At 54.1% G+C, this 25,758-nt stretch carries 24 protein-coding genes and 1 riboswitch; of the genes, 21 read left to right on the top strand and 3 right to left on the bottom strand.

The window, feature by feature from the left end:
* The first annotated feature begins 1 nt into the window (after nucleotide 1).
* From WBG83_RS15385 to WBG83_RS15415, 8 genes are all read left to right on the top strand, one after another.
* On the top strand, nucleotides 2-1,174 hold the full coding sequence (locus WBG83_RS15385; RefSeq protein WP_336746046.1) for a Ger(x)C family spore germination protein: 1,173 nt from the start codon (nucleotides 2-4) through the stop codon (nucleotides 1,172-1,174).
* On the top strand, nucleotides 1,171-2,259 hold the full coding sequence (locus WBG83_RS15390) for a GerAB/ArcD/ProY family transporter (protein ID WP_336746047.1): 1,089 nt from the start codon (nucleotides 1,171-1,173) through the stop codon (nucleotides 2,257-2,259). Before WBG83_RS15385 ends, WBG83_RS15390 begins: the two co-directional genes overlap by 4 nt.
* 218 nt (nucleotides 2,260-2,477) lie before the next feature.
* Complete coding sequence (locus WBG83_RS15395; RefSeq protein ID WP_336746048.1) at nucleotides 2,478-3,644, top strand: Gfo/Idh/MocA family protein; 1,167 nt, start codon at nucleotides 2,478-2,480, stop codon at nucleotides 3,642-3,644.
* 17 nt (nucleotides 3,645-3,661) lie between these two features.
* Nucleotides 3,662-4,735, top strand: a complete 1,074-nt coding sequence (locus WBG83_RS15400) for a Gfo/Idh/MocA family protein (protein ID WP_336746075.1) — start codon at nucleotides 3,662-3,664, stop codon at nucleotides 4,733-4,735.
* 319 nt (nucleotides 4,736-5,054) lie between these two features.
* The gene (locus WBG83_RS15405; protein ID WP_336746049.1) at nucleotides 5,055-5,630 is read left to right on the top strand and encodes a C40 family peptidase; all 576 of its coding nucleotides are present in this window, start codon (nucleotides 5,055-5,057) and stop codon (nucleotides 5,628-5,630) included.
* 138 nt (nucleotides 5,631-5,768) lie between these two features.
* The gene (locus tag WBG83_RS15410) at nucleotides 5,769-7,448 is read left to right on the top strand and encodes an S-layer homology domain-containing protein (protein WP_336746051.1); all 1,680 of its coding nucleotides are present in this window, start codon (nucleotides 5,769-5,771) and stop codon (nucleotides 7,446-7,448) included.
* A gap of 443 nt (nucleotides 7,449-7,891) precedes the next feature.
* Nucleotides 7,892-8,206, top strand: coding sequence for a LysM peptidoglycan-binding domain-containing protein (locus WBG83_RS22645; RefSeq protein WP_442955842.1), 315 nt, complete (start codon nucleotides 7,892-7,894; stop codon nucleotides 8,204-8,206).
* The gene (locus WBG83_RS15415; protein WP_336746053.1) at nucleotides 8,106-9,014 is read left to right on the top strand and encodes a glycosyl hydrolase family 18 protein; all 909 of its coding nucleotides are present in this window, start codon (nucleotides 8,106-8,108) and stop codon (nucleotides 9,012-9,014) included. Before WBG83_RS22645 ends, WBG83_RS15415 begins: the two co-directional genes overlap by 101 nt.
* Before the next feature lie 259 nt (nucleotides 9,015-9,273).
* Here WBG83_RS15415 and WBG83_RS15420 read toward each other — a convergent pair whose 3' ends face one another.
* The gene (locus WBG83_RS15420) at nucleotides 9,274-9,630 is read right to left on the bottom strand and encodes a winged helix-turn-helix transcriptional regulator (protein ID WP_336746054.1); all 357 of its coding nucleotides are present in this window, start codon (nucleotides 9,628-9,630) and stop codon (nucleotides 9,274-9,276) included.
* Between the two features lie 180 nt (nucleotides 9,631-9,810).
* Between WBG83_RS15420 and WBG83_RS15425 the strand changes: the two genes are divergently transcribed.
* From WBG83_RS15425 to WBG83_RS15440, 4 genes are all read left to right on the top strand, one after another.
* Nucleotides 9,811-10,410, top strand: a complete 600-nt coding sequence (locus WBG83_RS15425; protein ID WP_336746055.1) for a nitroreductase family protein — start codon at nucleotides 9,811-9,813, stop codon at nucleotides 10,408-10,410.
* A gap of 40 nt (nucleotides 10,411-10,450) precedes the next feature.
* Entirely contained in the window at nucleotides 10,451-11,077 is a 627-nt protein-coding gene (locus WBG83_RS15430; RefSeq protein ID WP_336746056.1) for a nitroreductase family protein, read from the top strand.
* A gap of 292 nt (nucleotides 11,078-11,369) precedes the next feature.
* A complete protein-coding gene (locus tag WBG83_RS15435; RefSeq protein ID WP_336746057.1) occupies nucleotides 11,370-12,632 on the top strand; it encodes a rhamnogalacturonan lyase family protein in 1,263 nt (420 codons plus the stop codon).
* A gap of 207 nt (nucleotides 12,633-12,839) precedes the next feature.
* A complete protein-coding gene (locus WBG83_RS15440; RefSeq protein WP_336746058.1) occupies nucleotides 12,840-15,020 on the top strand; it encodes a glycoside hydrolase family 88/105 protein in 2,181 nt (726 codons plus the stop codon).
* Nucleotides 15,021-15,048: 28 nt separating this feature from the next.
* Here the strand turns inward: WBG83_RS15440 and WBG83_RS15445 are convergent, their stop codons facing one another.
* A complete protein-coding gene (locus WBG83_RS15445) occupies nucleotides 15,049-15,936 on the bottom strand; it encodes a helix-turn-helix domain-containing protein (protein ID WP_336746059.1) in 888 nt (295 codons plus the stop codon).
* A gap of 268 nt (nucleotides 15,937-16,204) precedes the next feature.
* On the opposite strand from WBG83_RS15445, the gene WBG83_RS15450 reads away from it, so the two are divergent.
* The 7 genes from WBG83_RS15450 (at nucleotide 16,205) to nrdF (ending at nucleotide 22,873) form a co-directional block, all read left to right on the top strand.
* Complete coding sequence (locus WBG83_RS15450) at nucleotides 16,205-16,459, top strand: PucR family transcriptional regulator ligand-binding domain-containing protein (protein WP_336746060.1); 255 nt, start codon at nucleotides 16,205-16,207, stop codon at nucleotides 16,457-16,459.
* Nucleotides 16,386-16,718, top strand: coding sequence for a PucR family transcriptional regulator (locus WBG83_RS15455; protein ID WP_336746061.1), 333 nt, complete (start codon nucleotides 16,386-16,388; stop codon nucleotides 16,716-16,718). Before WBG83_RS15450 ends, WBG83_RS15455 begins: the two co-directional genes overlap by 74 nt.
* A gap of 52 nt (nucleotides 16,719-16,770) precedes the next feature.
* Nucleotides 16,771-18,105 (top strand): 5'-deoxyadenosine deaminase, encoded by a 1,335-nt coding sequence (locus tag WBG83_RS15460; protein ID WP_336746062.1) that lies wholly within the window; start codon nucleotides 16,771-16,773, stop codon nucleotides 18,103-18,105.
* A 222-nt stretch (nucleotides 18,106-18,327) separates the two neighbouring features.
* Nucleotides 18,328-18,489 carry a hypothetical protein gene (locus tag WBG83_RS15465; protein WP_336746063.1) on the top strand — a complete coding sequence of 54 codons (162 nt, stop codon included), beginning with the start codon at nucleotides 18,328-18,330 and terminating at the stop codon, nucleotides 18,487-18,489.
* 495 nt (nucleotides 18,490-18,984) lie between these two features.
* Nucleotides 18,985-19,194: riboswitch (cobalamin riboswitch) on the top strand.
* 239 nt (nucleotides 19,195-19,433) lie between these two features.
* Nucleotides 19,434-19,793, top strand: coding sequence for a class Ib ribonucleoside-diphosphate reductase assembly flavoprotein NrdI (gene nrdI / locus WBG83_RS15470; protein ID WP_336746064.1), 360 nt, complete (start codon nucleotides 19,434-19,436; stop codon nucleotides 19,791-19,793).
* Entirely contained in the window at nucleotides 19,780-21,864 is a 2,085-nt protein-coding gene (nrdE, locus tag WBG83_RS15475; RefSeq protein ID WP_336746065.1) for a class 1b ribonucleoside-diphosphate reductase subunit alpha, read from the top strand. The genes nrdI and nrdE overlap by 14 nt, the downstream gene beginning before the upstream one ends.
* Nucleotides 21,865-21,895: 31 nt before the next feature.
* Entirely contained in the window at nucleotides 21,896-22,873 is a 978-nt protein-coding gene (gene nrdF / locus WBG83_RS15480; RefSeq protein ID WP_336746066.1) for a class 1b ribonucleoside-diphosphate reductase subunit beta, read from the top strand.
* Here the strand turns inward: nrdF and WBG83_RS15485 are convergent.
* Nucleotides 22,863-23,375, bottom strand: coding sequence for a hypothetical protein (locus WBG83_RS15485; protein ID WP_336746068.1), 513 nt, complete (start codon nucleotides 23,373-23,375; stop codon nucleotides 22,863-22,865). The two genes, nrdF and WBG83_RS15485, sit on opposite strands and share 11 nt — an antisense overlap.
* 524 nt (nucleotides 23,376-23,899) lie before the next feature.
* On the opposite strand from WBG83_RS15485, the gene WBG83_RS15490 reads away from it, so the two are divergent.
* Both WBG83_RS15490 and WBG83_RS15495 read left to right on the top strand, forming a co-directional pair.
* Entirely contained in the window at nucleotides 23,900-24,688 is a 789-nt protein-coding gene (locus tag WBG83_RS15490) for an ABC transporter ATP-binding protein (protein WP_336746069.1), read from the top strand.
* Between the two features lie 334 nt (nucleotides 24,689-25,022).
* The gene (locus tag WBG83_RS15495; protein ID WP_336746070.1) at nucleotides 25,023-25,448 is read left to right on the top strand and encodes a helix-turn-helix domain-containing protein; all 426 of its coding nucleotides are present in this window, start codon (nucleotides 25,023-25,025) and stop codon (nucleotides 25,446-25,448) included.
* The last annotated feature ends 310 nt before the right edge of the window (nucleotides 25,449-25,758 follow it).

Genomic DNA, 25,758 nt, shown 5'->3' on the forward strand with positions numbered 1-25,758 from the left:
TGTGCGGATACCCGGGGTTCAACAGCTGAAGATGATCGCGCTCTTCCTGCTCTTGCTCGTTCTTAGCGGGTGCTGGAGCCAGCTGAACTTCGATCAATTGACGGTCGTTTCCGCTATCGGGCTGGATCTGTCCAAGGATAAGCAGCTGGAGGTGACCATTCAGCTCATTAACCCGACACTGCCCATTGCGGCCGGAGGGGGGAACCAGAACCGGAAGCCGTTCGCCATCTATACCGCCTCCGGCGCAACGCTTGAGGAAGCGGTGGCCTCCATCCGGCATCAGGCCAAGAAAAATTTGTTTTTCCCGCAAACAAAAATCGTGATCATCGGGGAAGCTCTCGCCCGGTACGGGCTGGACGGGTTTATGGACTACTTCTGGAGGGAAACGAATCAAAATTTCAACAGCCGTATACTAATCACCAAAATGACCGCCAAGGAAGCGCTCCAAAATTCTTATGAGCTGGAGGCGGTATCCGCTGACCAGTGGAAATCGTTTTTAAAGGACGATCAGCGCAGCGCGGCAAGCGGCTCGGTGGAAATGTATGAATTTTTGCCGCGTTTGAATCTGGTTGGCTTTCATGCGGTCGCGCCCGGCTTATCGGCAGCTCCGAGGTCCAGCGCCAAAATCATGGAGATTCGTGAAGCCGCTGTTTTTCGGAATCATAAAATGCTGGGCTGGCTCACGCAGGAAGAAAGCCAGACTGTAAATTGGCTGTCAGGCGGGACACGGTACGGGGCCTTGCGTGTGATGCGATCCGGCAAAGAGGTCATTGATTTTGAAATCGAAGATATTCGAGTCAGGCTTATCCCGGTTTTTGAGGGGGAGCTGCCCAAGTTAAAGGTGTTGTTCAAGGGTGTTGTCTTACTTAAAACCTCCACGATAGAGCTGGACTTGTCCCAATTGGAGACATTTGCCGAGCTGAAGCAGGATGTAAACAGCCACATTCAGGCTACCATTCAAAAAACCGTCGCCAAGGTATACAAAACCTATCAGAGTGATGTGATTGGCTTCGGCGAAGTGATTCATCGCAGGAACCCGAAACAGTGGAACGCGCTAAAGAGCGGATGGAACGAAGCGCTGAAGGATGTGGAAGTGGAGGTGACGGCGTCTGTTAAAATCGTAAAATCGGGACTGCTGCAGGATAGCAGCAAAGGAAAGGATGATACGGAGTGAAACGAAGTGAAATTTCACCCTACCAGTTCTTCTTTATCATCTTTGTTTCGATTACGTCCTTGACCTTTTTTTCTGTGCCGAACCAGCTCGTGTCCAAGGTCAAGCAGGATCTGTGGCTGTCCGTGCTGCTGGGCATGCTGATTGATAGTTATGTTGCCTATTTGCTGTATCGGCTGGGCCTCATGTATCCCGGCCAATCCCTGATCCAGTACACCAATACGATATTCGGCAAGCTCGGCCGGGCGGTCAATCTCCTCTATATTTTGTTTTTCCTTGGTGTGATGGTGACGGCCCTGTGGATTTACAGTGATTTCTTAACCCGTACACTGATGCCCGACACGCCCCGGGAAGTCTTCGCGGTGACGATGACCCTCTGTGCCGGGGCTGCGGCTATTAAGGGAGTAGAGACGATCGCGAGGCTAAGCCAGCTTATCGGCGTGCTCATATTACTCGCCAGCTTTATTTTATTTGCCAGCTCCATTCCATATCTTCATCTGAATTATATGCTGCCTGTGTTTGAAAACGGGCTGATGCCCGCCATAAAGGGAGCGATTTATCCGGGGAGCTGGTTCGGGATTTGTATAATGATGGGAATGATTATGCCCCATCTGTCGAGGCCGACAGAAACGTTTAAAATGAAGGTGATGGCCGTTGCGCTAGGGTCCTTTGTGATGACGCTGTACCTTGTGTACTGCATTATGGTGATGGGGACGGACATGGCCTCGCAGTTTCAGCATCCGGTGTATGTCTTTGCCCGGATTACGCAGTTTATTATTTTCGAACGGATCGAGGTGCTGCTGTTTCTCAGCTTTATTTCCGGTTCGTTTATTACCATTTCGATGGTCTATTACGCCGCTGCCCAAGGGGCCGCTCAGTTATTCCGGACGCGCTCCCACAAAAAGTGGGTCTATGCGTTCGGCGCGGTATTAATGTTCAGCCCGATGCTGCCGCTGACCTATAACAGCTCGCTTGTCAATCACTATTTAAGCTTCTGGTTTCCGGTCGTTTCTCTTTCCATTGAAGGCGGTTTGACTACCGTTTTGTTCTTCACCGCCTTTATTCGCATACGCATGGCACGGAAATGACAGCGTCCTGAGAAGGCCGGACATGCGACTGTGCGAGAGCGGAACCTTCCGACCCATGCGGCTGTCCCGGTGCATCCTGCGCCCAAAATGACAACCTGAGTTAAATGAAGATGATAAATCGGATAATCGGAGTAAAGAGAAACCGCTTACCGATGTGGTACAATGAAAGCGTTATCGAATCTGGGATTTACTATTTTTCTCGGGAAGGGAACGAAGCAATGGATAACGTGCGAATCGGTGTCATTGGTTTGGGCAATATGGGAACGAGTCATGCTCGGGAGCTGCTGAAGCAGAAAGTAAAGGGCGCACAGCTTGCTGCTGTTTGCGATACGCGCCAAAGCCAATTGGACTGGGCGGAGCGGGAGCTGGGCGAAGGTGTGGCCCGGTTTGACCGTGTGGAAGCGCTGCTGGCTTCCGGGACTGTGGATGGCGTGCTCATTGCAACGCCGCATTATGATCATGCCGAAATTGCCATTCAGGCTTTCAGAAACGGCCTGCATGTGCTTGTAGAAAAGCCGGCGGGCGTATATACGAAGCAGGTCCGGCTCATGAACGAGGCGGCGGCGGCTTCGGACCGCGTGTTCGGCATTATGTACAACCAGCGGACCAACCCGCTGTACCAGAAGCTGCGGGATTTGATACAGTCCGGCGAGCTGGGGGAGGTCCGCCGGACGAACTGGATTATTACGAACTGGTACCGATCCCAGAGCTATTACGATTCTGGCGGCTGGCGGGCCACATGGGGCGGCGAAGGCGGAGGGGTACTCATTAATCAAGATCCGCACCAGCTCGATTTGTGGCATTGGACGACGGGACTTACGCCGAAGCGGATTCGCGCTTTTTGCTATTTCGGCAAGCACCGCCGAATTGAGGTCGAGGACGAAGTAACAGCGTATGTAGAGTATGACAACGGCGCAACGGGCGTATTCGTTACGACTACCGGGGAGGCGCCCGGCACGAATCGCTTTGAGGTGGCTGGCGACCGGGGCAAAATCGTCATTGAAGACGGCAAGCTCACATTTTGGCGTCTGCGTGTTTCCGAGCGGGAGTTCAACAGCACCTATACCGGCGGCTTCGGACAGCCGGAATGCTGGAAATGCGATGTGCCGATAGCGGACCATGAAGGGGCGCAGCATGTGGGCATTATGCAGGACTGGACCAACGCTATCCGTAACGGCACGCCGCTGCTCGCCCCCGGTGAGGACGGCATTCACGGCTTGACGCTGTCCAATGCGATGCTGCTGTCCGCTTGGACGGACAATTGGGTCGATCTTCCAATGGACGAGGATTTGTTCTATGATTTGTTGCAGGAGCGCATTCGCGCATCCGTTTCCGACAAAAAAACCGGAGAATACCAGCAGTTGAATGTGCAGGGAACACACTGACAGGAGGCATACGGATGATGCAGACAAGTGATGGAATGAATTATGCGCCGCAAGGCAAGCCGCAGCCGGTTGTCGGCGCGGGTGAATTTATTTTCGCAGCTGCGGCGCTGGACCACGGCCATATTTATGGCATGTGCAACGGGCTGATTGAAGCGGGGGCGACGCTAAAGTGGGTGTACGACCCGGACCCGGAGAAGGTCCGCAAGTTTGTGGAGAAATATAAGGAGGTGCGCGCAGCCTCCAGCCTGCAGGAGATTTTGCAGGACCCGGAGGTGCAGCTGGTCGCCGCCGCTGCCATTCCTTCGGATCGCGGACCGCTAGGGATTCAGGTCATGCAGCATGGCAAAGACTATTTCACGGATAAGACGCCGTTTACAGAGCTGGGGCAGCTGGAAGCGGCAAAGGCCGCGGTTCAGGAAACCGGACGCAAATATATGGTATATTACAGCGAACGGCTGCATGTGGAAAGCGCTGTCTTCGCCGGACAGCTCATTCACGACGGAGCGATCGGCCGTGTAGTGAATGTTATGGGGCTGGGGCCGCACCGGCTGAATGCGCCGAGCCGCCCGGACTGGTTTTTCCGCAAAGCGCAGTACGGCGGAATTTTGTGTGATATCGGCAGCCATCAGATTGAGCAGTTTCTTTTTTATGCGGGCTGTCAGGACGCTCGTGTTGTTAACAGCCAAGTGGGCAACTACCACAACAAGCAGTACCCCGAGCTGGAGGATTTCGGCCATGCCAATCTGATTGGCGACAACGGGGCAACGAATTATTTCCGCGTCGATTGGCTGACCCCGAACGGCTTATCCACCTGGGGGGACGGCCGGATGATTATTCTCGGCACGGAAGGCTATATCGAGCTGCGTAAATATGTCGACGTAGCCAGAGACAAAAAAGGAAACCAGCTGTATTTGGTCAACGGGGAAGGGGAGCGCCATCTGGAGCTGTCGGGGAAGGTTGGCTATCCGTTCTTCGGCCAGCTTATACTGGATTGCCTGAACCGGACCGAGCACGCGATGACACAGGCTCACGCGTTCAAGGCCGCCGAGCTGTGCCTGGTCGCGCAGCAGCAGGCATTGCGGGTGGAGTAAGCCTTAAGCTTCCCGTAATCTTCATTTCAAGCGTCATATAGCATCATATAGCGTCACAGGAACTTAACGACAGCGTACTTGGCCGACTGGAATTGAGCGTATGCGGGCAGCGTGAAGAGAATCTCTTCAACGCTGCCTGTTTTTTTATACCTCCGCTAGCAAAGCGCCGGCGCGGGGGCGGGAACCGCAAAAGCCAATATGCTTATTATACTCCAGTTGATACTGTTCTCCGGTTTCCTTTGTTTCCCACTAGGTCCACCTCTTTCATACATGGTAGTATTACACTGTGTAGTACATCTAACCAGCATGGGAGGACATCATGATTAAAGCGAAAACGAGTTTGTTTGCCAGAACGATTGTCGGGGCAGGCTGCCTATCGATATTGCTGACTTCCGGTCTGTTGGCCGCGCCGCTATCTGCACAGGCGGAGGGCGTGCAGGCCGAAGCGGCAACCACAGAAGCTGCAGCAGCAGCGGCAACCGGAGAAACTGCAACGGCAACGGCAGCAAGCACGGCGGATGCCGTTATTGCCAAGGCACAATCCCTGAAGGGAAAGGTCAGCTACAAATGGGGAGTCAATGACGCCACAAACTTGATCTTCGACTGCTCTTCCTTTACCAAATATGTGTTTGCTTCACAAGGCATCAGCTTAAAATGGGGCTCCAAAGCACAGAGCAAGCAAGGGACGTACGTGTCCCAAAGCCAGCTGAAAAAAGGCGATCTTGTTTTTCTCAGTGTCGGTCAATCCGGTGTGATTGACCACGTTGGTATTTACATAGGCGGCGGAAAGTTCATTCACAACACGATCGGCGGCTCGGTGAACGGGGTTACGATTGGCGATTTGAATGCCGCCAGCTACAAGAAAAGGTATATTACTGCACGCAGAGTAATCTAGCTGGGACAGGCCCGGATCAGCGCATGGCGGTGCGTTGTCCGGGCTTTTGCGTTTTGTTCAGGCGGAATGTCACTCAGAAGCGCCCATTTTCTGGTATAATGATAGGATAACATGATTCCGGGGGGCGCTATAGACGAGATGAAAGAACGTAATGATTGGAAGCTTTTGGCCCGGATTGGATTTTACACAACTGCGGCCGGTGTGGCGGCTATTTTGCTTGCAGGCCCGGATTCCGGCGCTTCAGCGGCAACCGGCGGACCGGCATCGCCTGCCTTCACCGATGTTTCCGGCCACTGGGCGGAGGAGCAAATCCGGACGGCGGTGAAAGCCGGGTTTGTCAACGGGTTCGAGGATGGGACCTTCGGGCCTGATGAGCCGGTGACGCGGGAGCAATTTCTTGGAATGGCTGTAAGAGCGCTTCAGGGGCCGCAGGCATCCGCAGCTTCCGCTTCAGATTCTTGGTTTGCACCCGTTTATCAGGCTGCGGTGGATCAGGCGTGGTATAAAGACGATTACACCGGCGGCTGGGACCTGCCGATTACACGCGGAGAAATAGCTGGCACCCTGGTGAGAGTGACGGAACAGCCGCTGACGGATAAGCTGCTGCAGGAGGCGGTTACCGCTGCATTCCCGGCGCCAAGCCAAGCGGAAAATCCGGATATTCAAACGGTTATGGCAGGACCGGATTTTACCGGGGACTGGAGGTTGCTGTATACCGATCCGAAACAGGTTATGGCTGATTTGGAGCAGGCTTTGGTGCGCGTCAAACAGCGAAAGCCGCCTGAGCTGCTTACTCCGACGGAGGAATGCGCGCGGGACGAGAACATGTGCGGGTATGCCATCTCTTTGGAGCAAGGCAGCATCGATAAGGTTTTGAAGATGCTGAAGAAGGCGATTGATCCGATTAACAAGCTGCAGCAAGCGCGGACAAGCTCATCCGGCCGCATGGTATACGAGGCTGCCAGCCGGGGACTGCTGACCGGAACCGGGACGGGCGAGCTGTCACTGGAGGCTCCTGCGACGCGGGCGCAAGCCGTGACCTTTGTCAACCGTGTGCTGGCCTTTAACGCAGGGCAGCGGTTCACAACAGACAAGTATACGGTAGGTGCTGCCGAAATTATGTGGCACAGGACCAACATGCTGACCATGCTCCCGCGTTATTTCGGCAAAGCAGAGGAAGAATTCCGCGATGATCTGCTTGTAGCTGAAGCGGATCAAGGGAATGCCCGCTGCGAGACGGAGAAATTCATCGTCATTGACCTGGATAACCCGGATGACCCGAACCGGTCTTTTATACCTGAGGATGCCCGTTGGACGGTTTCCGATGACCGTAACGAGCGTGACATTCAGGATTCCGCCTATGCAGTTATTGCAATGAACCGGCTGACTATCCGCCAAATGCCGGAAGGCTTCGCCCATATATGGGGCTGCAGCATTCAAATGACTCCTGTAAAGGATCAAACAGGTGAACTGCAGGGTGCGGGCAAGCTTGACCAAATGGCCTATTTGCGGCGGAATATAACGTACAAGCCGAACGGCGAGTTTCTTGATCTCAGCTATGCGCAGGAAGGAATCAACAAATACGGAGAAATCCGAACCGTTGCTGAGAGCGATGGGGGAGCGAAATTAGTCGGCAGCCTGCGGGAATTCGATACCCGGTATGTAACAGGCTTCCTGATTCCCAAGGGGGATTTAAGCCCGGACGATTTCAACGGAAGACCGGCGAATATTACACTGTATTTCACAGGGCTCACCGATTACGGGCAAGGCGCAAACTACGTATACCGCTCTTATGTGGGTCCTTCCATTCATCAATAGGCAGCTGCAGAGCAGCTGAAATCACGCGTCAAATCATAAGGACACCAGGCTAGAAGAGCCGGGGTCCACCATCTACTGAAGGTAGCAGGCATCCGCCTCGCTGCATTCCTGCAAAAGCAGGCACATAAAAAGGCTGGACGGAAAACTTTAGGTTTTCTCGCCCAGCCTTTTTATTTCAGGGACTTATTGGACAGCCCCTGTCTCATGCTGCGTAATATGGTTCACTTGACGACGGCAGTCAGGCGGGGCTTGCCGTTTATGCGCCGTTACATGCACACACGGGGAGCTCTAACCATGAGGAAGAAGTATAAGAAAAGTGGTGATATGATTAGGCGCTGAATAAGTATGAACTATCGCTGTGTTTACGGGTTGAACCGGAACAGACGGCCCCGATGCTTCAAAAAGGTCGTACTCGCCGTTAAAGACAATAAAGGAGGGGCGTTATGATTACGTATGTGGTCCAGGCAAGGGATTCTCTATACTCGATTGCTCTGCGGTTCGGCACGACCGTAGAAGCAATTATGCAAGCGAACAGGCTCACATCGCCGGCGCTTTATATCGGCCAGCCGCTTTCAATACCGGTATCCGGTCCCGTTGAATATGTGGTTCAGGCCGGAGATTCGCTGTATACCATTTCCCGAAAATTGAATGCCACGATTGAGGCTAAACCGCAGCGACCCGACCCGCGTCGAGAATTTCCCCGCCACCTTCAGCGAAGCGTATATGAAGGAAATCGTGAATTTCGGCCATCGTCATAATGTAAAAATGCTGCCTACCGTCCACAATTTGCTGTATGAGCGCGGGAATCAACATGTGAACAAGGATGTCGTCCGCGGAATGCTGGCGACGCCGGAGACGCGCCGGGCGTTCATTCAAAGCATGGTACAGCTCATCCAGCAGTACGAATTTGACGGGGTAAATATGGATTTCGAGGATGTGTACTATGAGGATCGGGAGAAGCTGAATGATTTCTACCGGGAGCTGGGCCGGGAGATGCGAAGCCGGGGATGGTTTTTCTCCGTCGATACGCCGTCCCGGACCTCGGATCAGCCGACGAATCCATTCTCGGCTCCATTTAACTACGCCGTCATCGGAGAAGCTGCCGACCAGGTGGTTCTGATGCTGTACAATGAGCACGGCTGGCCGGGCAGCGGACCGGGGCCGGTCGTCTCCAGCGGCTGGATGGGTAGCGTGGTGAACTATGCCTTGACCAAGATGCCCGCCAGCAAAATTTTGGCGGCGGTTTCGGTATTCGGGTTCGATTTTAATTTGACCACAGGCCGCAATACGTATGTTACCTACAGCATGGCGATGGACCGGGCGAAGCAGTACGGAGTCAAGGTTGTATTCGATGAGAAGACCCAGACGCCGATGTTCAGCTATACCGACGCAGAAGGGAATCAGCACGAGGTATGGTTTGAGAACGCGGACAGCATCCGGGCCAAGATGCAGCAGGCCCACAGGCTCGGTATCCGGGGTCTGGCCTTATGGCGTCTCGGCATGGAGGACCCGGCCATTTGGCAGGTGCTGCAGAATGAGTTTGTCATTAGCAAGTTAGTGGATTAAGGGATATTCGGCTTACGCTTTTGCAAACGCATCTAAGCCTGACCCCCCTCCCGGAGAAAGCTTCTGAGGCTTCACCAAGCTCTTCTGCGGGGAATCGTTGCCGGTTGGATGGTTGCCTTGCGGTTTACAGCTTTGATTTGGTGTTACACCCGAGCGCGCTGTCGTCGTGGCGGCCTTCGTGAATAATAGGGCATCATGCGATAGCGTACTGCAGCGCCAAGACCATCGAAGTGGAAGGCCGAAGCTAGAGACAGGGCGGTCAGGAGGTGGAGGATTCTGCTGCTGCCTTGCCCTGCGTCTTGCGCTGCAAATGGGCGGTTCCCCAGTTGTGCAGGGAATCCAGCACCGGCATGAGGCTGCGGCCGTACTCGGTGATGGAATATTCGACTTTGGGCGGAATTTGCGGGTAAATGACCCGTTCTATAATGTCTTCCTCTTCCAGCTCGCGCAGCTGGGCGGTTAAGGTTTTGGTCGTAATGCCGGGCAGCGTGCGCTTCAGCTCGTTAAATCGGAAGGTTCCTTGAAACAGGAGGCGCATAATAATAATCGGCTTCCATTTACCCACAATGATATGAAGCGTGTCCTCGACCTTGCACAGCTCCGGATTTTTGTCCACGGAACACTCTCCTCCTTAAGGTATCCTTCAGGATACTTTATATCTTGAAAGAGCGTACTTTCACAATGAATTTCTATGGTTCATAATAGCATAGTAACCTGTTACGAATAAAGTTACTGATGTCTATGTGCTGCTGATTTTGGTGGAAACGGCCCTACAAACATAGTGGAGGCGATTAGAATGAGCAAAGATTTTTTAACCGCATTAAAGGAAAGACGCACGTATTATGGAATAAGTAAAGAGCCGGTAGTATCTGATGAGCGCATTCAGGAGCTGGCGGGGGAAGCGGTGCTGCATACGCCGTCCTCCTTTAACTCCCAAAGCGCCCGGGTTGTCGTTTTGCTCGGCGAGCAGCATAACAAGGTGTGGGACATCACAACCGAGGTTCTGAGAGGGATAGTGCCTGCCGAGAGCTTCGAGCCGACCAGGAAAAAAATGGACAGCTTCCGTGCCGGATACGGCACCGTCCTGTTTTTTGAAGACCAGAAGGTCGTTTCGTCCCTTCAGCAAAATTTCGCGGCATATGCGGAGAACTTCCCGATTTGGTCCAACCAATCCTCCGCGATGCTGCAGCTGGCTGTATGGACCCTGCTGGAGCAAGAGGGCTTCGGCGCTTCCCTGCAGCATTACAACCCGATTATCGATGCGAAGGTGCAGGCGGAGTGGAGCCTTCCTGCCGATTGGAAGCTGATTGCGCAAATGCCGTTTGGCAAACCGACAGCAGCGCCAGGGGAGAAAGCGTTCCAGCCGCTTGAAGAGCGTTTGAAGGTATTTAAATAAGAGTTCATTGGTGCAGCAATGGCGAAAAGGAGAACACCTTATGGGAGATTTCATTTCTGTGGCTAAATCCCGGAGATCCGTCAATAAATTTTTGACCGGCATCGAAATACCGAATCAGGATCTGGACGACATTTTTCAAATTGTCAAATTCGCCCCGTCCGCGTTTAACCTGCAGCATACCCACTATCTGGTTCTGAAGGATCAGAACAAAATCGAGCAGGTGTACGAAGCCTCCGGGCAGTACAAGGTCAAGACGGCATCAGCCGTTATCGTTGTGCTCGGAGATCTGGAAGCGTACCGGCAGGTTGGGCATATCCATGAGGGGCTTTTGAATCTCGGTGTTATGAGCCAGCAGGAATTCGACATGACCGTTGAAATGGTCACTCAGATGTATGAAGACAGAGGAGACGTCTTCAAGCGGGATGAGGCAATCCGTAATGCGAGCTTGTCGGCGATGCAGTTTATGCTGACTGCCAAGGAGAAGGGCTGGGACACTTGCCCGATGATCGGCTATGACGCCGAGAAGCTCCAGCAGCTTCTGAGCATTCCCGGCCGGTATGTGCCGGTCATGCTGATTGCCATCGGCAAGGAGGATTCTTCCAGCCAGCGGCCGCGAGGCTACCGCAAGCCGGTTGGCGAATTCGTCAGCTTTAATACGATGCCATAGCAAGTAAAAAGCAGAACAGCAAAAGCAACAGCCGTGCCGGAGGGCATGGCTGTTTGCGTTTTTCGGGGCAACATTCAGATGGCATTGCACACTGGACCGTGCTGTGTTCCGCACATCGGGCGAAGTACCCATGCTCCTGTTTATAAATGAAGAAGGCCGAATCGAATAGAGGGAGAGAATGCTCCTGCAGGTCTCGCAGCGGAATCGGTCAAAAAAACGGCAGAATCCGCTCTGTTTACCCGTTTACATTTGTTTTATGATGGCTGTAATTGCTCATAAGGAGGCATAACGCATGGTTGAGCGTACAGAGCAGGCGGTGCTGCTGGGGATTGTGGATATTCACAAGGCCGGGCTGCGCACCAAGATGCTGCTGGGTGATGTGGACGGGGATGGCCGGATGGAGCTGCTGCTGGCGCAGCCTGACGGCGGCATCGACGACCGTTACGTCCCCCACCAGGTGCAGTGTATGACTGTGTTTGACTTGCAGGGGAATTTGCTGTGGCAGGTAGGAACGCCAGACCCGAATGCAGGCGGTCCGGGCTCTGATTATCCGGTACAGCTGTATGATATTGATGGAGACGGACAGCTGGAAGTGCTGTGTGTGATGGACAAACAGTTTCGTATCTATAGCGGGCGGAGCGGGGAGCTGAAGAAATCGTATCCGCTGCCTGATCCTTTGGCGCATGACTGTATTATTATCGCCAATTTGCGCGGGCTGGAGCGGCCGCAGGATATTATTTTGAAGGACCGGTACCGGAGGCTGTGGGCGCTGGATAACGAAATGAACGTCCTATGGACCTATACGGGCAATCCCGGGCATTTTCCGTGGGTCTACGATATCGACGGAGACGGATGCGATGAAGTGATGGCCGGCTACGACATGCTCGACCATGACGGAACGAAGCTGTGGTCGTGCAAGGACCTCGATGACCATGCCGATTGCATCTGGATTGGCGATGTGAACGGGGACGGGGAGCCGGAAGTGGTGGTGGGCGGCAGCGTTACTGTGATGTACAGCCTGCAGGGCTCGGAGCTGTGGCGCTACGATGGCTCCATTGAATCGCAGCATGTTGCGCTCGGCAGGTTCCGCACGGATATGCCGGGCTTGCAAATCGCGGGTCTGGACCGTATTGAGCGCGGGGACAACGATAGCGGGAGCGGCAGGGACGGAATGTTTCTGCTGGATTCCGAAGGCCGGGAAGTATGGAAGGAACAGCGTGTTACGGGCGGATGGCTGACCATGATCGAGCCGCTGCGGGGCTGGGAGCCGCACGGGCCGGACTACATTCTCGCTTATCGGCGCGGTGGTGGCGTCACGCCAGCTCTGTATGACGGACATAGGAGAGAAGCGGTTCGCTTTCCGGTGGACGGCTACGTCGTACATGCGGATTTGCTCGGCACCGGCCGGGAGCAGGTCATCGTCTACACCCAGGACAAAGCTTATATTTATGCTTCGCGCCCGCTGAATTTGTCCGTCCCTGCGACGGCCAGGCCGTTACCGCAGCCGAAACGGCTGTACAGCACGACGCTTTATTTCGGCGGCGAGGTTGAATAAACGCCTGGGCCGTCCGTGTTTGGCCGCATCCTGAATCGTTTGCGATTCACACCATGAACAAATTTTATTTACATATTCATCTTAATTCATCTTGAATGAATGGAATTCACTTCAAAAAATGTTCGACATGCCGTTCTTTCATCTAACGTTTGCGAATTTCTGACTTTTCGGCTCTAGGAGCCATTCACCCATGAAAGGAGCCTGACAGTGGCCTATTTTCCCGAGCATGATTCCATAAATACGGTTATTTCCAGCACGGAAGAGGTGCTGAGCGCAATAGCAAACCGACATATCGGCGCTCATCCGAAGCATGGTCCCGTCTTCCGGGTTTTTGCCAGGGAGGGCTTTATCCGCCAGTCCGACTACCGGTATGTCATGAATGTGGAGGACAAAATTCCGGATGTGCGGGAAGGTCAGTTCGTCTATGCCTGGGCGAAGCTGTGGAGCGGCGAGGAACGGGACATGCCGCTGAGCGTCAGCTGCTTTAGTCCGCTTCACGTGTATGTCAACGGCGAGCGCCGGTTTAAATCGAACCTGAATGACGATGTGTTTCCCGATCGGAAAAATTGGTTTCATGTCCGGGTGAACCAAGGCTGGAACCACGTTGTGCTGCGGTTTCTCAAAACTGCGACAGGCTGCGGAGGGCTGTTCGGGACAGGCTCGATCAAAGGGGCGCCCTTGCATTTTTTGGCGCCGTCGGCGGAACGGTCCGGTCAGGAAGGGTGGATATTCAGCGAGCCGCTGGACGCTCCCCTATCGGAGCTTCCCGGGGAAGGGATGTCGGAAGCGGATACCGGCCTGAGGTGGTACCCGAAGCGGGAATGGGAGACGCATACGCTGGAGCAAAGCGCAGTGGAACGGTTATTCGGCAGTCCCCAGGACAGCTGCGCTGTTGCATGGACGCGGCTTCGCCGGACCGGAGGAGACGGGCTGACCGTTCAGCTGCGCGGCATGCGGCGCGGTGCCGGGGAGATCTACGTCAATGGCCGTGAGGTGTACTCCAGCACGGCGTCCGGCAGCGCCGGGGCTTTCAGCGTGCAGGCGGCTCTGAAGCCCGGCCTGAACGACATGATCATCCGGTCGCACTCTGGCGGCGGCCAGTGGGGTCTGGAGCTGGAGGATGTGCAGGGAGAAGACTCCGGCTTCGAGCTGCCGGTGCCTGTCCGCGGAGCACCGGATGCATGGCTGTATGCGGGACCATTTTCTGCTGGTATTCCTTTCCAGGCGGAGGATTTCTGCTCTATGCATACCGTGTTTAAGGACGGTAAGGACGGAACGTACTGGCAGGTGGACCTCCCTGACAGCTGGGTTCGCCCGTATTTGGAAACCGCGCTATTCGGGAAATGGAACTATCCGCTGGGCGTAACCTTGTACGGCTTGCTGCAAAGCGGTGAAGTGCTGGAGCGTCCGGATTATGTCCGCTATGTGCTGGATCATATCGAGCTGTGTACCCGCTGGGATGAATACGCCCGCTGGGATTTGCAGCAATACGGGGCGCCGGGGCTGAACCACCAGCTTGCGGCGATAGACAGTCTGGATGATTGCGGCTCCTTCGGGGCGGTAACCTTGCGGGCGATGAATCACCGGGAGCTTCGAGGCGCCGAGCCGGCCATCGAGCGGATTGCCTCCTATATCAGACACGAGCAGGATCGGCTTGCGGACGGCGCGCTTTACCGCGTCCGGGGCAGCGCCGATTTTATGGAGCGGACGATGTGGTGCGATGATTTGTATATGAGCGTGCCGTTTTTGTGCCGGTACTACGTCCGGACGGGCAATGAGGAGGCGCTCCTGGACGCGGCCAGACAGTTCAAGCTGTACAAAAGCTATTTGTTTATGCCGGATCAGTCCATTATGCACCATGTGTACGACTTTAAATTCAATAAGCCGAACACGGTGCCATGGGGCAGGGGGAACGGCTGGGTACTGTTCTCGCTGACGGAGCTCTTGACAGTTATGCCGCAGAAGCATGAGCTGCGCGGGGAGCTGCTGCAGTTTTACCGGGAGCTGTGCGGCGGCTATTTGGCGCTGCAGGGCGGCAACGGCCTGTGGCATCAGGTGCTGACCGACCCGGAATCGTATGAGGAATCGTCATGCACCTCGATGTTCATTTACGCCTTTGCCCGGGGAGTGCGGCAGGGCTGGCTGACGAACCCCGGCCCATACAGCGCTGCCGCAGCCAAGGGCTGGGACGGTCTACGGAGGCTTGCAATCGATAAGCACGGCCATATTTACGGGGTATGCCGGGGCTCGGGCTTTTCATTCAATAAGCTTTACTACAAGGATGAGCTCTCCTGGCTGCTTGACGACACGCACGGAATCGGCATCATTCTGCTGGCGGGTCTTGAAGCGCTGAAGCTGGAGCGGTTTTTGGCCGAATCCGCCGATTAAACGAAGCGGCCGCGTGCTGCAAAAGCTATCATTTTGCCGGCACAGGGCGGCGAGAGCCGATTACATCAGAAGCGGCTCCTGACGGCGAGGCCTGCTTGCGGTAGGCGGCGGGCGGACAGCCGTACATGGCGGTAAATTGGCGTGTGAAATAATAGGGGCTGCCGTAGCCCGCCGCCTCCGCGATTTCAGCCACGGACTTGTCGCTTACGGCGAGCAGCTGCTGGGCATGCTGCAGCCGGATTTTGTTCAGCATATCCATAACGGATTCGCCGGTTTGCTGCTTGAACAGATGCGCGAAGCGGGAAGGGGACAGATTGACGGCAGCAGCAAGAACAGGAACGGACAACGGCTCGTTGAATTTGTCTGATAGAAGCTGAATCGCATGACCGATACGGGAGTCCAGCCGCTGGACTCCTGTTTCGCTATGTTTATAGATAAGCAGCAGCGCTTCCTCCAGCGCGTTGGCGGACAGCTTTTCCCCGATGAAGCTTGTGTCCCGGCTGTACTTCACAAGACGGTCCAAGGCGCAGATGAAGTCGGTGTCCGGACCGTCATTGCCGATGTGTCCGCCCTTAATCCCCTTGAGCTGCTCGGGCAGCTGCAGCAGAGGCATCCATTCCTCCCGCGGTGTGAAGTGGCACCAGTAAAACTCCCAATCCCCCTGATCGTCAGCAGCATACAGATGAGGGGTTCCGGGAGTAATGACAGTAATATCTCCGGGCCTGGACTCCAGCACGTCGGTGCCGTGATGAAACAAGCCGCAGCCGGATAAGGTGTAGGTCAAATAAAAATCGCGAGTGCCTCTGGAGCGCTTCACCCGGTAGCCGAACGACCGCTTGTAACGCTCGGCGCGCAGCATGCCCGGCACTGTAGGCTGATTCTCTACGGTAAAGCTGTTCCACACCATCGGGTTCATCGTCTCGGCCCCCTTTATGAAGTAGTTTATAAGGAATATCAACACAAATCAACATAAACAGAACGAAACGGAACAGAAGCGATTGCGGATTTGAATGCACGGGAGACGTGGTATTTGTTTTGAATATAATTTTCAGAAAGTTTAAAGTTATCGTTGCTCCTGCGCTGCGGATCGTCATATAATAATGTTATAAAACATAACATATAGATAACATTGTGCATCGGATGGAGAGATTTGGCTCTTATCACGTACGGGGAGGCGGAGCGGCTTGCACATTAAGGCAATGTCAATTTACCCACTGTCGGAGGGACGGGTCATTGCAGGCAGGGCTGGCGTTATGCGGGTCGTGAAGTCCGTCAATGTCATGGATGCACCGGATATTTCCGACTGGATTGAGGCCGGGGAGCTGCTGTTTACAACCGCCTATCTGATGAAGGATGCGCCCGAGAATGCGGTCGGGCTGCTGCGCAGGCTGGATGAGCGCGGCGCGGCCGGCAACGCTGGAGACCTTCATCGAGCATGACGGGCAGATTGCGGAAGCAGCCAAGCAGCTGTACATTCAACGCAACACGGCGGCCTATCGGCTGGAGAAAATCAGCGAGCTGCTTGGTATTGATTTCAAGAAGGTCAATGATTTGCTGCGTTTGAAACTGGCTTTTCTGTTCCGTCACCGTATAGAAGGGACGGTGCATGTGGCAAAGCGTGCGTCTACAGGCGAGCCTGCCGGCGCGCGAGGGAGCGGAGAGCTGAGGTCGGCAGCCAGAATGGGCCTCGGCCGCTGACGCCCGTTCCGGGCCGCGTACGGCCAAGACGGACATCTGGAGGAGGCTTCTGATGAACAAACCATCCATATTGATTAAACACGCGCAGCTTGTAACGATGAACGCCAAGGACGAGGTGTTTACTGGCGATGTATGGATTGAAGCGGGACGTATCCAGGCGGTTGCGCCAGAGCTGAACGCTGCGGCGGACCGGGTTATCGACGCCGGCGGCAAGGTGCTGCTGCCCGGCTTTATTCAAACTCACGTGCATTTGTGCCAAACCTTGTTCCGCGGGCGGGCGGACGATATGGAGCTTCTGGACTGGCTGAAAAAACGGATTTGGCCCCTGGAGGGCGCTCACGATGAGGAGTCCGTTTTTTACTCGGCGCTGCTTGGCATCGGGGAGCTGATCCGCAGCGGCACAACGACCATTCTGGACATGGAAACGGTCCGTCACGCGGATGCCGCTTTTCGGGCTATGGCAGAGAGCGGAATTCGGGCGATTTCCGGCAAGGTGATGATGGACCGGGGCGAGGACGTGCCGGAGTCGCTTGCCGAGGATACAGACCGTTCGATGCAGGAAAGCGTCGATTTGCTGGAACGGTGGCACGGTTACGACGGCGGGCGTCTCGGCTATGCGTTCTGCCCCCGGTTTGTGCTGTCCTGCACGGAGCGGCTTTTGCTTGGAGTACGCGACCTGTCGGAGCAGTACGGGGTGCTGGTGCATACGCACGCCTCGGAGAACCGCAGCGAAATTGAGCTGGTCGAGCGGGAGCTGGGGATGCGCAATGTGGTTTATTTTGACCATATCGGCCTTGCCACGCCGCGCCTTGTTCTGGCTCACGGGGTATGGCTCGACGAGCAGGAGAAGCGGATCGTCCGGGATCGCGGGGTTAAGCTGACGCATTGTCCGGGGTCGAATTTGAAGCTGGCCTCCGGCATAGCGGAGGTGCCGGATTTGCTGACCCGCTCGATTGCTATGGGGATTGGGGCGGACGGGGCTCCCTGCAACAACACGCTCGACATGTACCAGGAGATGAAGCTGACGGCGCTGCTGCATAAGGTGAAACACGGGCCAAGGGCGATGGATGCCAAAACAGCGCTGCGGATGGCGACGATAGGCGGCGCAGAGGTGCTTGGGCTTGAGCGTGAAATCGGGAGCATTGAAGCGGGGAAAAAAGCGGACCTGCAGCTTGTGGATTTGAACGAGTTTCATGCGTACCCCGCTTATGACGCGGATGTGTATTCACGGCTCGTATACGCGGCGGGCCGCGCCGATGTGGATACGGTTCTGATTGACGGCAATATTGTAATGGAGAACAAAACGGTGCTGACGGTGGATAAAGCAGTGGTGCTGGCAGAGACGGACCGCTGCATCCGGCGGCTGCTGGAACGTATTGGAGGATAAGGAACCGCTGTTGTGAGGGGAAGCGCCGTCTATCCGGTGTGTTGTACGGCGGCAGCGCCGGAGTTTGTACCCGATGGGGGGAGCCGATATGGAATGGCATGAGCTGCTGGGGATCTGGGCCGGCAAGAAGCGGGAGGCGGTGCTGGCCCCGGGGGATTGGGGGCTGATTGACGGCTGTCCTCCCGGCCGCCGCTAAGGCCCCGGTGACATGAGCGAGGAGCGATGATCGGAGCGTCCGGATCAATTGGTTCAATCAAGCTGCTGGATCAAAGGCTGGATATGAAAACGGTGTTTACGACGGATTGTTTGCCCGCGCCATGGACGGGCGGATTGCTGAATAGGGGCTGCTCCAGCTATGGGGCGGCCATTTGGCGATCCGACTAGCGGTTCCGCTCCCCGTAGTTGTTATCACCCGCAAAGCTCCCTCTGGGCGCGCAGTGACCTTTTCCGGTGATAGAAACCGATGAACGAGTCCCTTTCTGCGGTCAAGGTACCTGAGACCCATTCATGCCGATGTGCATGTTTTGGACAAAAGCGCCGCCTATTTTTTGAATCGCTGATGACAGCGTATCCACAATCGGCCTCTGAATCCGCCAAACCCGCGCGGGATGCCGGATGGCGGCGATTTACATTTTTTGGATCGAAAAAAAGTTTGTTTTTGTGGTTTGCCGTAAAACGGAGCAGTATGGCGCATTCAGAGGATCACGTATGATTTTTAGTAGAAAAATAGGCTTTCGAACCAATTGACATGCACAAGATATTGATATAAATTATTTAAAGCAATCTACATATGGTTGTGACGGGTGCTTTTTTCACCAAATAGCGGGTTTGCGGTCCTTGTGCAAGGACACCGGCCGTTAAGAAGCTAGACTAGAAGCGGGTTTATGAGCGTGAGCGAGTGACTTCTAATCTGGAGCTATCGTGAAAAAAGCTTAATAGGGAAGTCCGGTGCAACACCGGCGCGGTCCCGCCACTGTAAGGGAGCAGATTCGGTCCAATCAGCCACTGGCGCAAGGCTTTGATGCCGGGAAGGCGGACCCATCGCAAGGTGCCCCGAGCCAGGAGACCTGCCCGCACACATTGACACACCCCTACGGTCGATAGGAAGGTGTCCGTTACGTCGGTTTACTTGTCAGGCTTGAATAAGCCCTGCCTGTATTCGGCGCATCCGGCACGCCTGTCGCTGATGCGCCTTTTTCGCTGGATAACAGTGAATTCCGCTTGCATGCACGGCATTGCTTTTTATTTCAAGAATAAACAAGACCGGCTTGCGGACAATCGGCGGAGGGTGTTCCGGGCGCAGGGGATAGGGAAAGGGAGACTACATAATGCTTATCGTTTACGATTCCAAGACAGGGAATGTAAAAAGATTCATCGGCAAGCTGAATATGCAGGCGGTGCCGATTGATCACGAAATGATTATCGACGAGCCGTTCGTGCTCGTAACGTATACAACCGGCTTCGGCCAGGCGCCGGATAAGACGCTCTCCTTCTTGAAGCGTAATCATCAGAAGCTGAAGGGGGTTTCGGCCAGCGGCAACCGCAACTGGGGCGAAGGCTTCGCCCGCAGCGCCGACCGGATCGCGGATCTGTACAGCGTCCCGGTGCTGAGCAAGTTCGAGCTGGCCGGAACAATGAAGGATGTAGAACGATTCAAACAGGAGGTGAGCGCAGTTGCGTCATATTGAACTGAACAACATGCTCATGCAGCGGACCGAGGACGGCTTTTTCCAACTGGATAAGGACCGTGAGGCCGTAGAGGCGTTCATGGAGGAAGTCCGTGAGAAGAGCATTCATTTTGCCACGACAGCCGATAAAATCCGATATATGATTGAGGAAGACTTCTACGAAAATGTGCTCGAAACCTACACGCTGGCGCAGGTAGAAGAAATTTATGGCATTACGCATGCATACCGTTTTGAATTTCCTTCGTATATGGCTGCGTCGAAGTTTTATACCGATTATGCCGTCAAAAGCAATGACCGCTCTCTTTATCTGGAGCATTATCCGGACCGGGTTGCGATTGTAGCGCTGCATCTGGCCCGTGGCGACATGGAGGCGGCCCGCGCGCTGGCCGGTTCGATGATGGAGCGCCGGCTGCAGCCGGCTACGCCGACCTTCCTGAATGCCGGGAAAAGCAGACGCGGCGAGATGGTATCGTGCTTCCTGCTGGAGCTGGACGATTCGCTCAATTCCATTAACTACGGCATTGGGACGTGTATGCAGCTTTCCAAAATCGGCGGCGGCGTTGCGGTCAACCTGTCCAAGCTGCGGGGCCGCGGCGAGCCGATCAAGGGTGTCGAAGGGGCGGCCAAGGGCATTATGCCGGTGCTGAAGCTGATGGAGGATGCATTCTCCTACGCCGACCAAATGGGCCAGCGCAAAGGCTCGGGCGCAGGGTATTACAATATTTTCGGCTGGGACGTCATGGAGTTTCTGGACAGCAAAAAAATCAATGCCGACGAGAAAACACGGCTCAAAACGCTGTCGATCGGGCTTATCGTTCCGAACAAGCTGTACACGCTGGCGGAGCGCAACGAGCCGCTGCATGTATTTGCTCCCTATTCCGTTTACAAAGCGTACGGACAGCATATGGACGACATGGACATGGATGAAATGTACGACCGCCTGCTTGCCGATGACCGGGTGAAAAAGAAAGTAGTCATGAGCGCGCGGGACATGCTGATTAAAATTGCTACCATTCAGCTGGAATCCGGCTACCCGTATATTATGAACCGCAGCAACGCCAACAAAGGGCATGCGCTGAAGGATATCGGCACAATCAAGATGTCCAACCTGTGCACGGAGATTTTCCAGCTTCAGGAAACGTCCGAGATCGGGGATTACGGCCAGTCCGATGTTATCCGCCGGGACATCAGCTGTAATCTGGCGTCGCTGAACATCGCCAACGTCATGGAGCGGAAAAAAATCCGCGAATCCGTCCATGAAGGTATGATCGCTCTCACTGCGGTGAGCGATATGACCAGCATTTCCAATGCGCCGGGTGTCGCCAAAGCGAACCGCGAGCTGCATTCGGTCGGGCTGGGCGCGATGAACCTGCACGGCTATTTGGCCAAAAACAACATCGCCTACGACAGCAGCGACGCGATTCAATTCGCCAGAGCCTTCTTTATGGCACTGAACTTCTATTCCCTGGAGAAAAGCGCCGACATCGCAGCCTCGCGCGGCATCGTCTTCGACGGCTTCGAGCAGTCCGAATACGCCAAGGGCACCTACTTTGAACGCTATGAGCGCGAAGATTACCGTCCGGTCTCGGAGAAGGCGAAGGCGTTGTTTGAAGGCATGGAGCTTCCGTCCCCGCAGGACTGGAGCGAGCTGAAAGCCAAGGTGCAGAAGCAAGGCCTGTACCACGCCTACCGGCTTGCGATTGCGCCGACGCAGAGCATCTCCTACATTCAGAATGCCACCTCCAGTGTCATGCCGATTGTAGAGCCGATTGAAACGCGGACCTACGCGAATTCAACGACGTATTATCCGATGCCTTACCTGAATCGCGACAATTTCTTCTATTATAAATCCGCCTATAATATGGATCAGTTCAAGGTCATTGATTTGATTGCCGAAATTCAGACGCACATCGATCAAGGCATCTCGACCGTCCTGCACGTGAACAGCGACGTGACGACGAGACAGCTGGCCCGTTACTATATTTATGCCGCCAAAAAAGGCTTGAAGTCGCTGTACTATACCCGGACGAACCGCTTGTCCGTCGAAGAATGCGTCAGCTGCTCGGTGTAACCAGTGCTTGACCCAAAAGGAGAACCTGAAGATGGATAACAAAGCCAATAAAGGGCCGCTGCGGGCCGTCAACTGGAACCGGCCGGATGATGACTTCACCAGTACGTTCTGGAGCCAGAATATTATGCAGTTTTGGACAGATGAAGAAATTCCGTTGTCCGATGACAAAATGTCATGGATGACGTTATCCGATAATGAACGTGAGCTGTACATGAAAGTGCTCGGAGGCTTGACGCTGCTCGATACCGTGCAGGGCGGCGTCGGGATGCCCAAGATTATGGAGCATGTGGAAGGGCTGCAGCGGAAGGCGGTGCTCGCCTTCATGGGCATGATGGAGCAGATCCATGCCAAATCGTACAGCAGCATTTTCACCACGCTGGCTACAACCGAAGAAATCGACGGCGTATTCCGCTGGGTCGAGCAGAATCCGCGCCTGCAGACGAAGGCGGAGACGATTTCCCAATATTACCGTTCTATCGAAACGCCGAAGGATTTGTATTTGGCGATGGCGGCTTCCGTGCTGCTGGAAAGCTATTTGTTCTACAGCGGATTTTTCTATCCGCTCTATTTGGCCGGACAAGGCAAAATGACCAGCAGCGGCGAAATCATCGATTTGATTTTGCGGGACGAGAGCATTCACGGCTTGTATGTCGGCGTGCTTGCCCAGGAAGTATTCGCGGAGCTGAATGAGGATGAGCAGCAGGCTGCGCTGGAAACGTTCCACGGCTTACTTCACTATTTGCATGGGAACGAGGAGCGTTACACGGAGGAGCTGTACTCGTCGATCGGGCTGGCGGAGGAAGTGAAGCGGTTTGTGCGCTACAACGCCAACAAAGCCTTGATGAATCTGGGGCTGGATACCATCTTCCCGGAGGAAGAAGTGAACCCGATCGTGTTCAACGGGATCAGCACCAGAACGAAGCAGCACGATTTCTTCTCCAAAAAAGGAAACGGCTACGTCCGCACCACCAACGTGGAGCCGCTGACAGACGACGATTTTATTTTCTAATGAATGAAGGCCTGTAAGGCATAGCGAGAAACAATCCACCTGCACCCAATATGCCGTTCCAATTGGAACGCAAAACAAAGTCGTCCTGTTCAGGACGGCTTTTTTTACTGATTACAGCGGCGGCTGACCTGCTTCGGCGGTTTCTCCCGCTGCGCCTCATCCCTGCCAATAAAAATAATGAACCTTTCTGAATGCGGTGTTGTTTATAAAGCATACACAGGAAGGAGGAGGGCGCTTGACCAACAAAGAGCTGTTTGAAGCCTGCAAAAAGGATGTATACAAAACGTGCTTCTTCATGCTGCATCATCCCGACGATGCTGAGGATGTGTGCCAGGATGTGTTTATAACGGTATTCAAGACGGATTGGCATGAAATCGAGCATGTGACTTTTGAGAAAGTGAATTAAACGTATATGCTTCGCGGAAAAGAAATCATCCCAGGCAATCAAGCCAAGGTGAATTTCCTGGGCAGCGGCAGCATGTGGTCGACCGACCGCCGTCATGCAGCGAAACACCGCGCGCTGGGAGCTGCGCGCGTGCAAATGAGGCGATTGACGTGTATGCCGGATTCGAGGGCACGGAGGCGGACATTTATATTTTCTGGTATTATACCGGGGATAAGGACAAGGAAATTCGGATTCCATTGACCAATAAATGAAAACGGAGACCAGTCTCGCCGTGGGCGGATGGGTCTCTTTTTTTAGAGGGGAACAAGCACGGTTAAAGAAAGGGGCCTTTTTTATTTTTTGATGAAAAACAATTATTTCCTTGTGCGTTAGCAAGGATTAGCTGCAAAAGCATCAGTCTGACCGGAATGCCGCACTTTTTCGATATCAAGCATCGTTCATCTACGGTCCGGCTCCCGGCATATCCGACGGAGGTCAACTTCAGCCGCTCAAAGGAGCAATTTTTGTGTCGACACGGTTTTGAAATTTCACTATGCTATACATTATGGAATCCAAATGCTGTTCAAGCGGAACAGCCAGGGGAAGAAGCCGTTTAATTACAGGAAGGAAGGCTGGCCGTCATGGGGCATGTTATTGATGTACAGGGCGTTACATACCGGAATGGAAAAAATGAGCTGTTGAACAATATCAGCTGGCAGGTTCGTCCTAACGAGCACTGGGCGCTGCTCGGTCTAAACGGATCGGGAAAGACGACGCTGCTAAATTTGATTAACGGATATATGTGGCCGACACAGGGCCAAATCTCCGTGCTGGGGCACCGGTTCGGGGAGGTAGATTTGCGGGAGCTGCGCCAGTCCATCGGATGGGTCAGCCAATCGCTGCAGGACAAGCTGTATGCCAGTGATAAGGCGCAAAATATTGTAATCAGCGGGAAATTCGCCTCCATAGGACTGTATGAGCAAATTACGGACGAGGATCAGGCGAAGGCGGAAGCATTTATGAAGACACTCGGCTGCGCTCATTTGTGGGACCGCGAGTTCCGGACCTGCTCTCAGGGGGAGAAGCAAAAAGTGCTCATTTGCCGGGCGTTAATGGCCGAGCCCCGGATTTTAATTTTGGATGAGCCCTGCAACGGCCTGGATTTATTTTCCCGCGAAAAGCTGCTGGACAGCATTGAGGCTTTGTCGCAGCGGCAGGATGCGCCGACCCTGATTTATGTCACGCATCATACGGAGGAAATATTGCCGGTATTCTCCCATACGCTGCTGCTGCGCCGGGGCGAGGCTGTCCGCAGCGGAGAAACGGCTCAGGTGATGACCGAGGACACGCTAAGCGGCTTTTTTGAAGCGCCGGTTGTTGTTGAGCAGCACGAGGGTCGTGTATACGTGCGGGCCGGGGCTAAGGCATAACGGACCCGGCAGTCAGGGCTTGTGGAGCGGTGCCTGCGCCTCAGGGTTGATGACCGGTTGTTACGGCGGTTGTAACTGGTTAATTGGTCAAATTCGTTAAAATCTCATTGAATCCTATAAGCACCCTGCGGCTGAACGAGCTGCCCCAAGCTTGTATCATCGGGCCGGGCACAGAAGACACACGAGGTTGAAGCCAAGTTCAATCTAAGTTCATTCTAAGTTCAATCTAAATTTTATCTAAGTTGAATCAGAAATCATAGCAAATCTTAACAAGGGAATGTGAACCATTTGTCGAATATGAAACAGATAACGAAACGGACAAGTGGGGAACGACATGGAAAAACAGAGCGAACTGGAAGAAGTATCAGGAGCGATGAGACAAGCGAAAGATCGCCGAATGTTTGAACGTTATCAAGCGATCTACTTACATCTGAAAGGCACTTCGATGATTGAGATCGCTGACATTCTCAATCGAAATCGAATGACGGTGAGCCAATACATTCATGCGTACAAAAACGGCGGACTTCCCGCCTTGCAATTGGAGCACTCACCTGGAGCTCCATCCCGGTTGACGAAGGAACAACAGGAGCAATTGAAACAGACTGTCGCTTATTCGGTCCCCCATGAAGTCGGGTTCACCGCCAAGCACAACTGGACACTTGAACTTATTGCCGCGTATGTGGAACAGCAATGGGGTCACCACTACTCGCTTCGTGGGATGTCCAAAGTCATGGAACGATTAGGACTCAGCTACATTTGATTGATGGTTTCTTTCATTCAATTTATATAGTTATATCTGATTTCACTAGCGTTGCATAAAAAGTCGGCGGCATAGTTTTCGAATAATTCTGAACAAGGTTTTAGTTTTCATTACCAAAAAGTCGATTGCCCACCAGAAGGTAGCTCTCTGTCCATTTGGTAAATTTATGTAGTTTCCCCTGAGTGACGGAAATACTAGCTCACTGTTTCTTGCGCCTACCCGCTGATTTTCGACTAGTGCTTAAAATCTCAAATACCTCAACGTTAACAGGTTAATCTTACCAAGCGATGTGATACACTGAAAGCACGAA

Origin of the sequence: Paenibacillus sp. y28, assembly GCF_037137075.1 — a bacterium.
Lineage (GTDB): Bacteria > Bacillota > Bacilli > Paenibacillales > NBRC-103111 > JBBBNV01.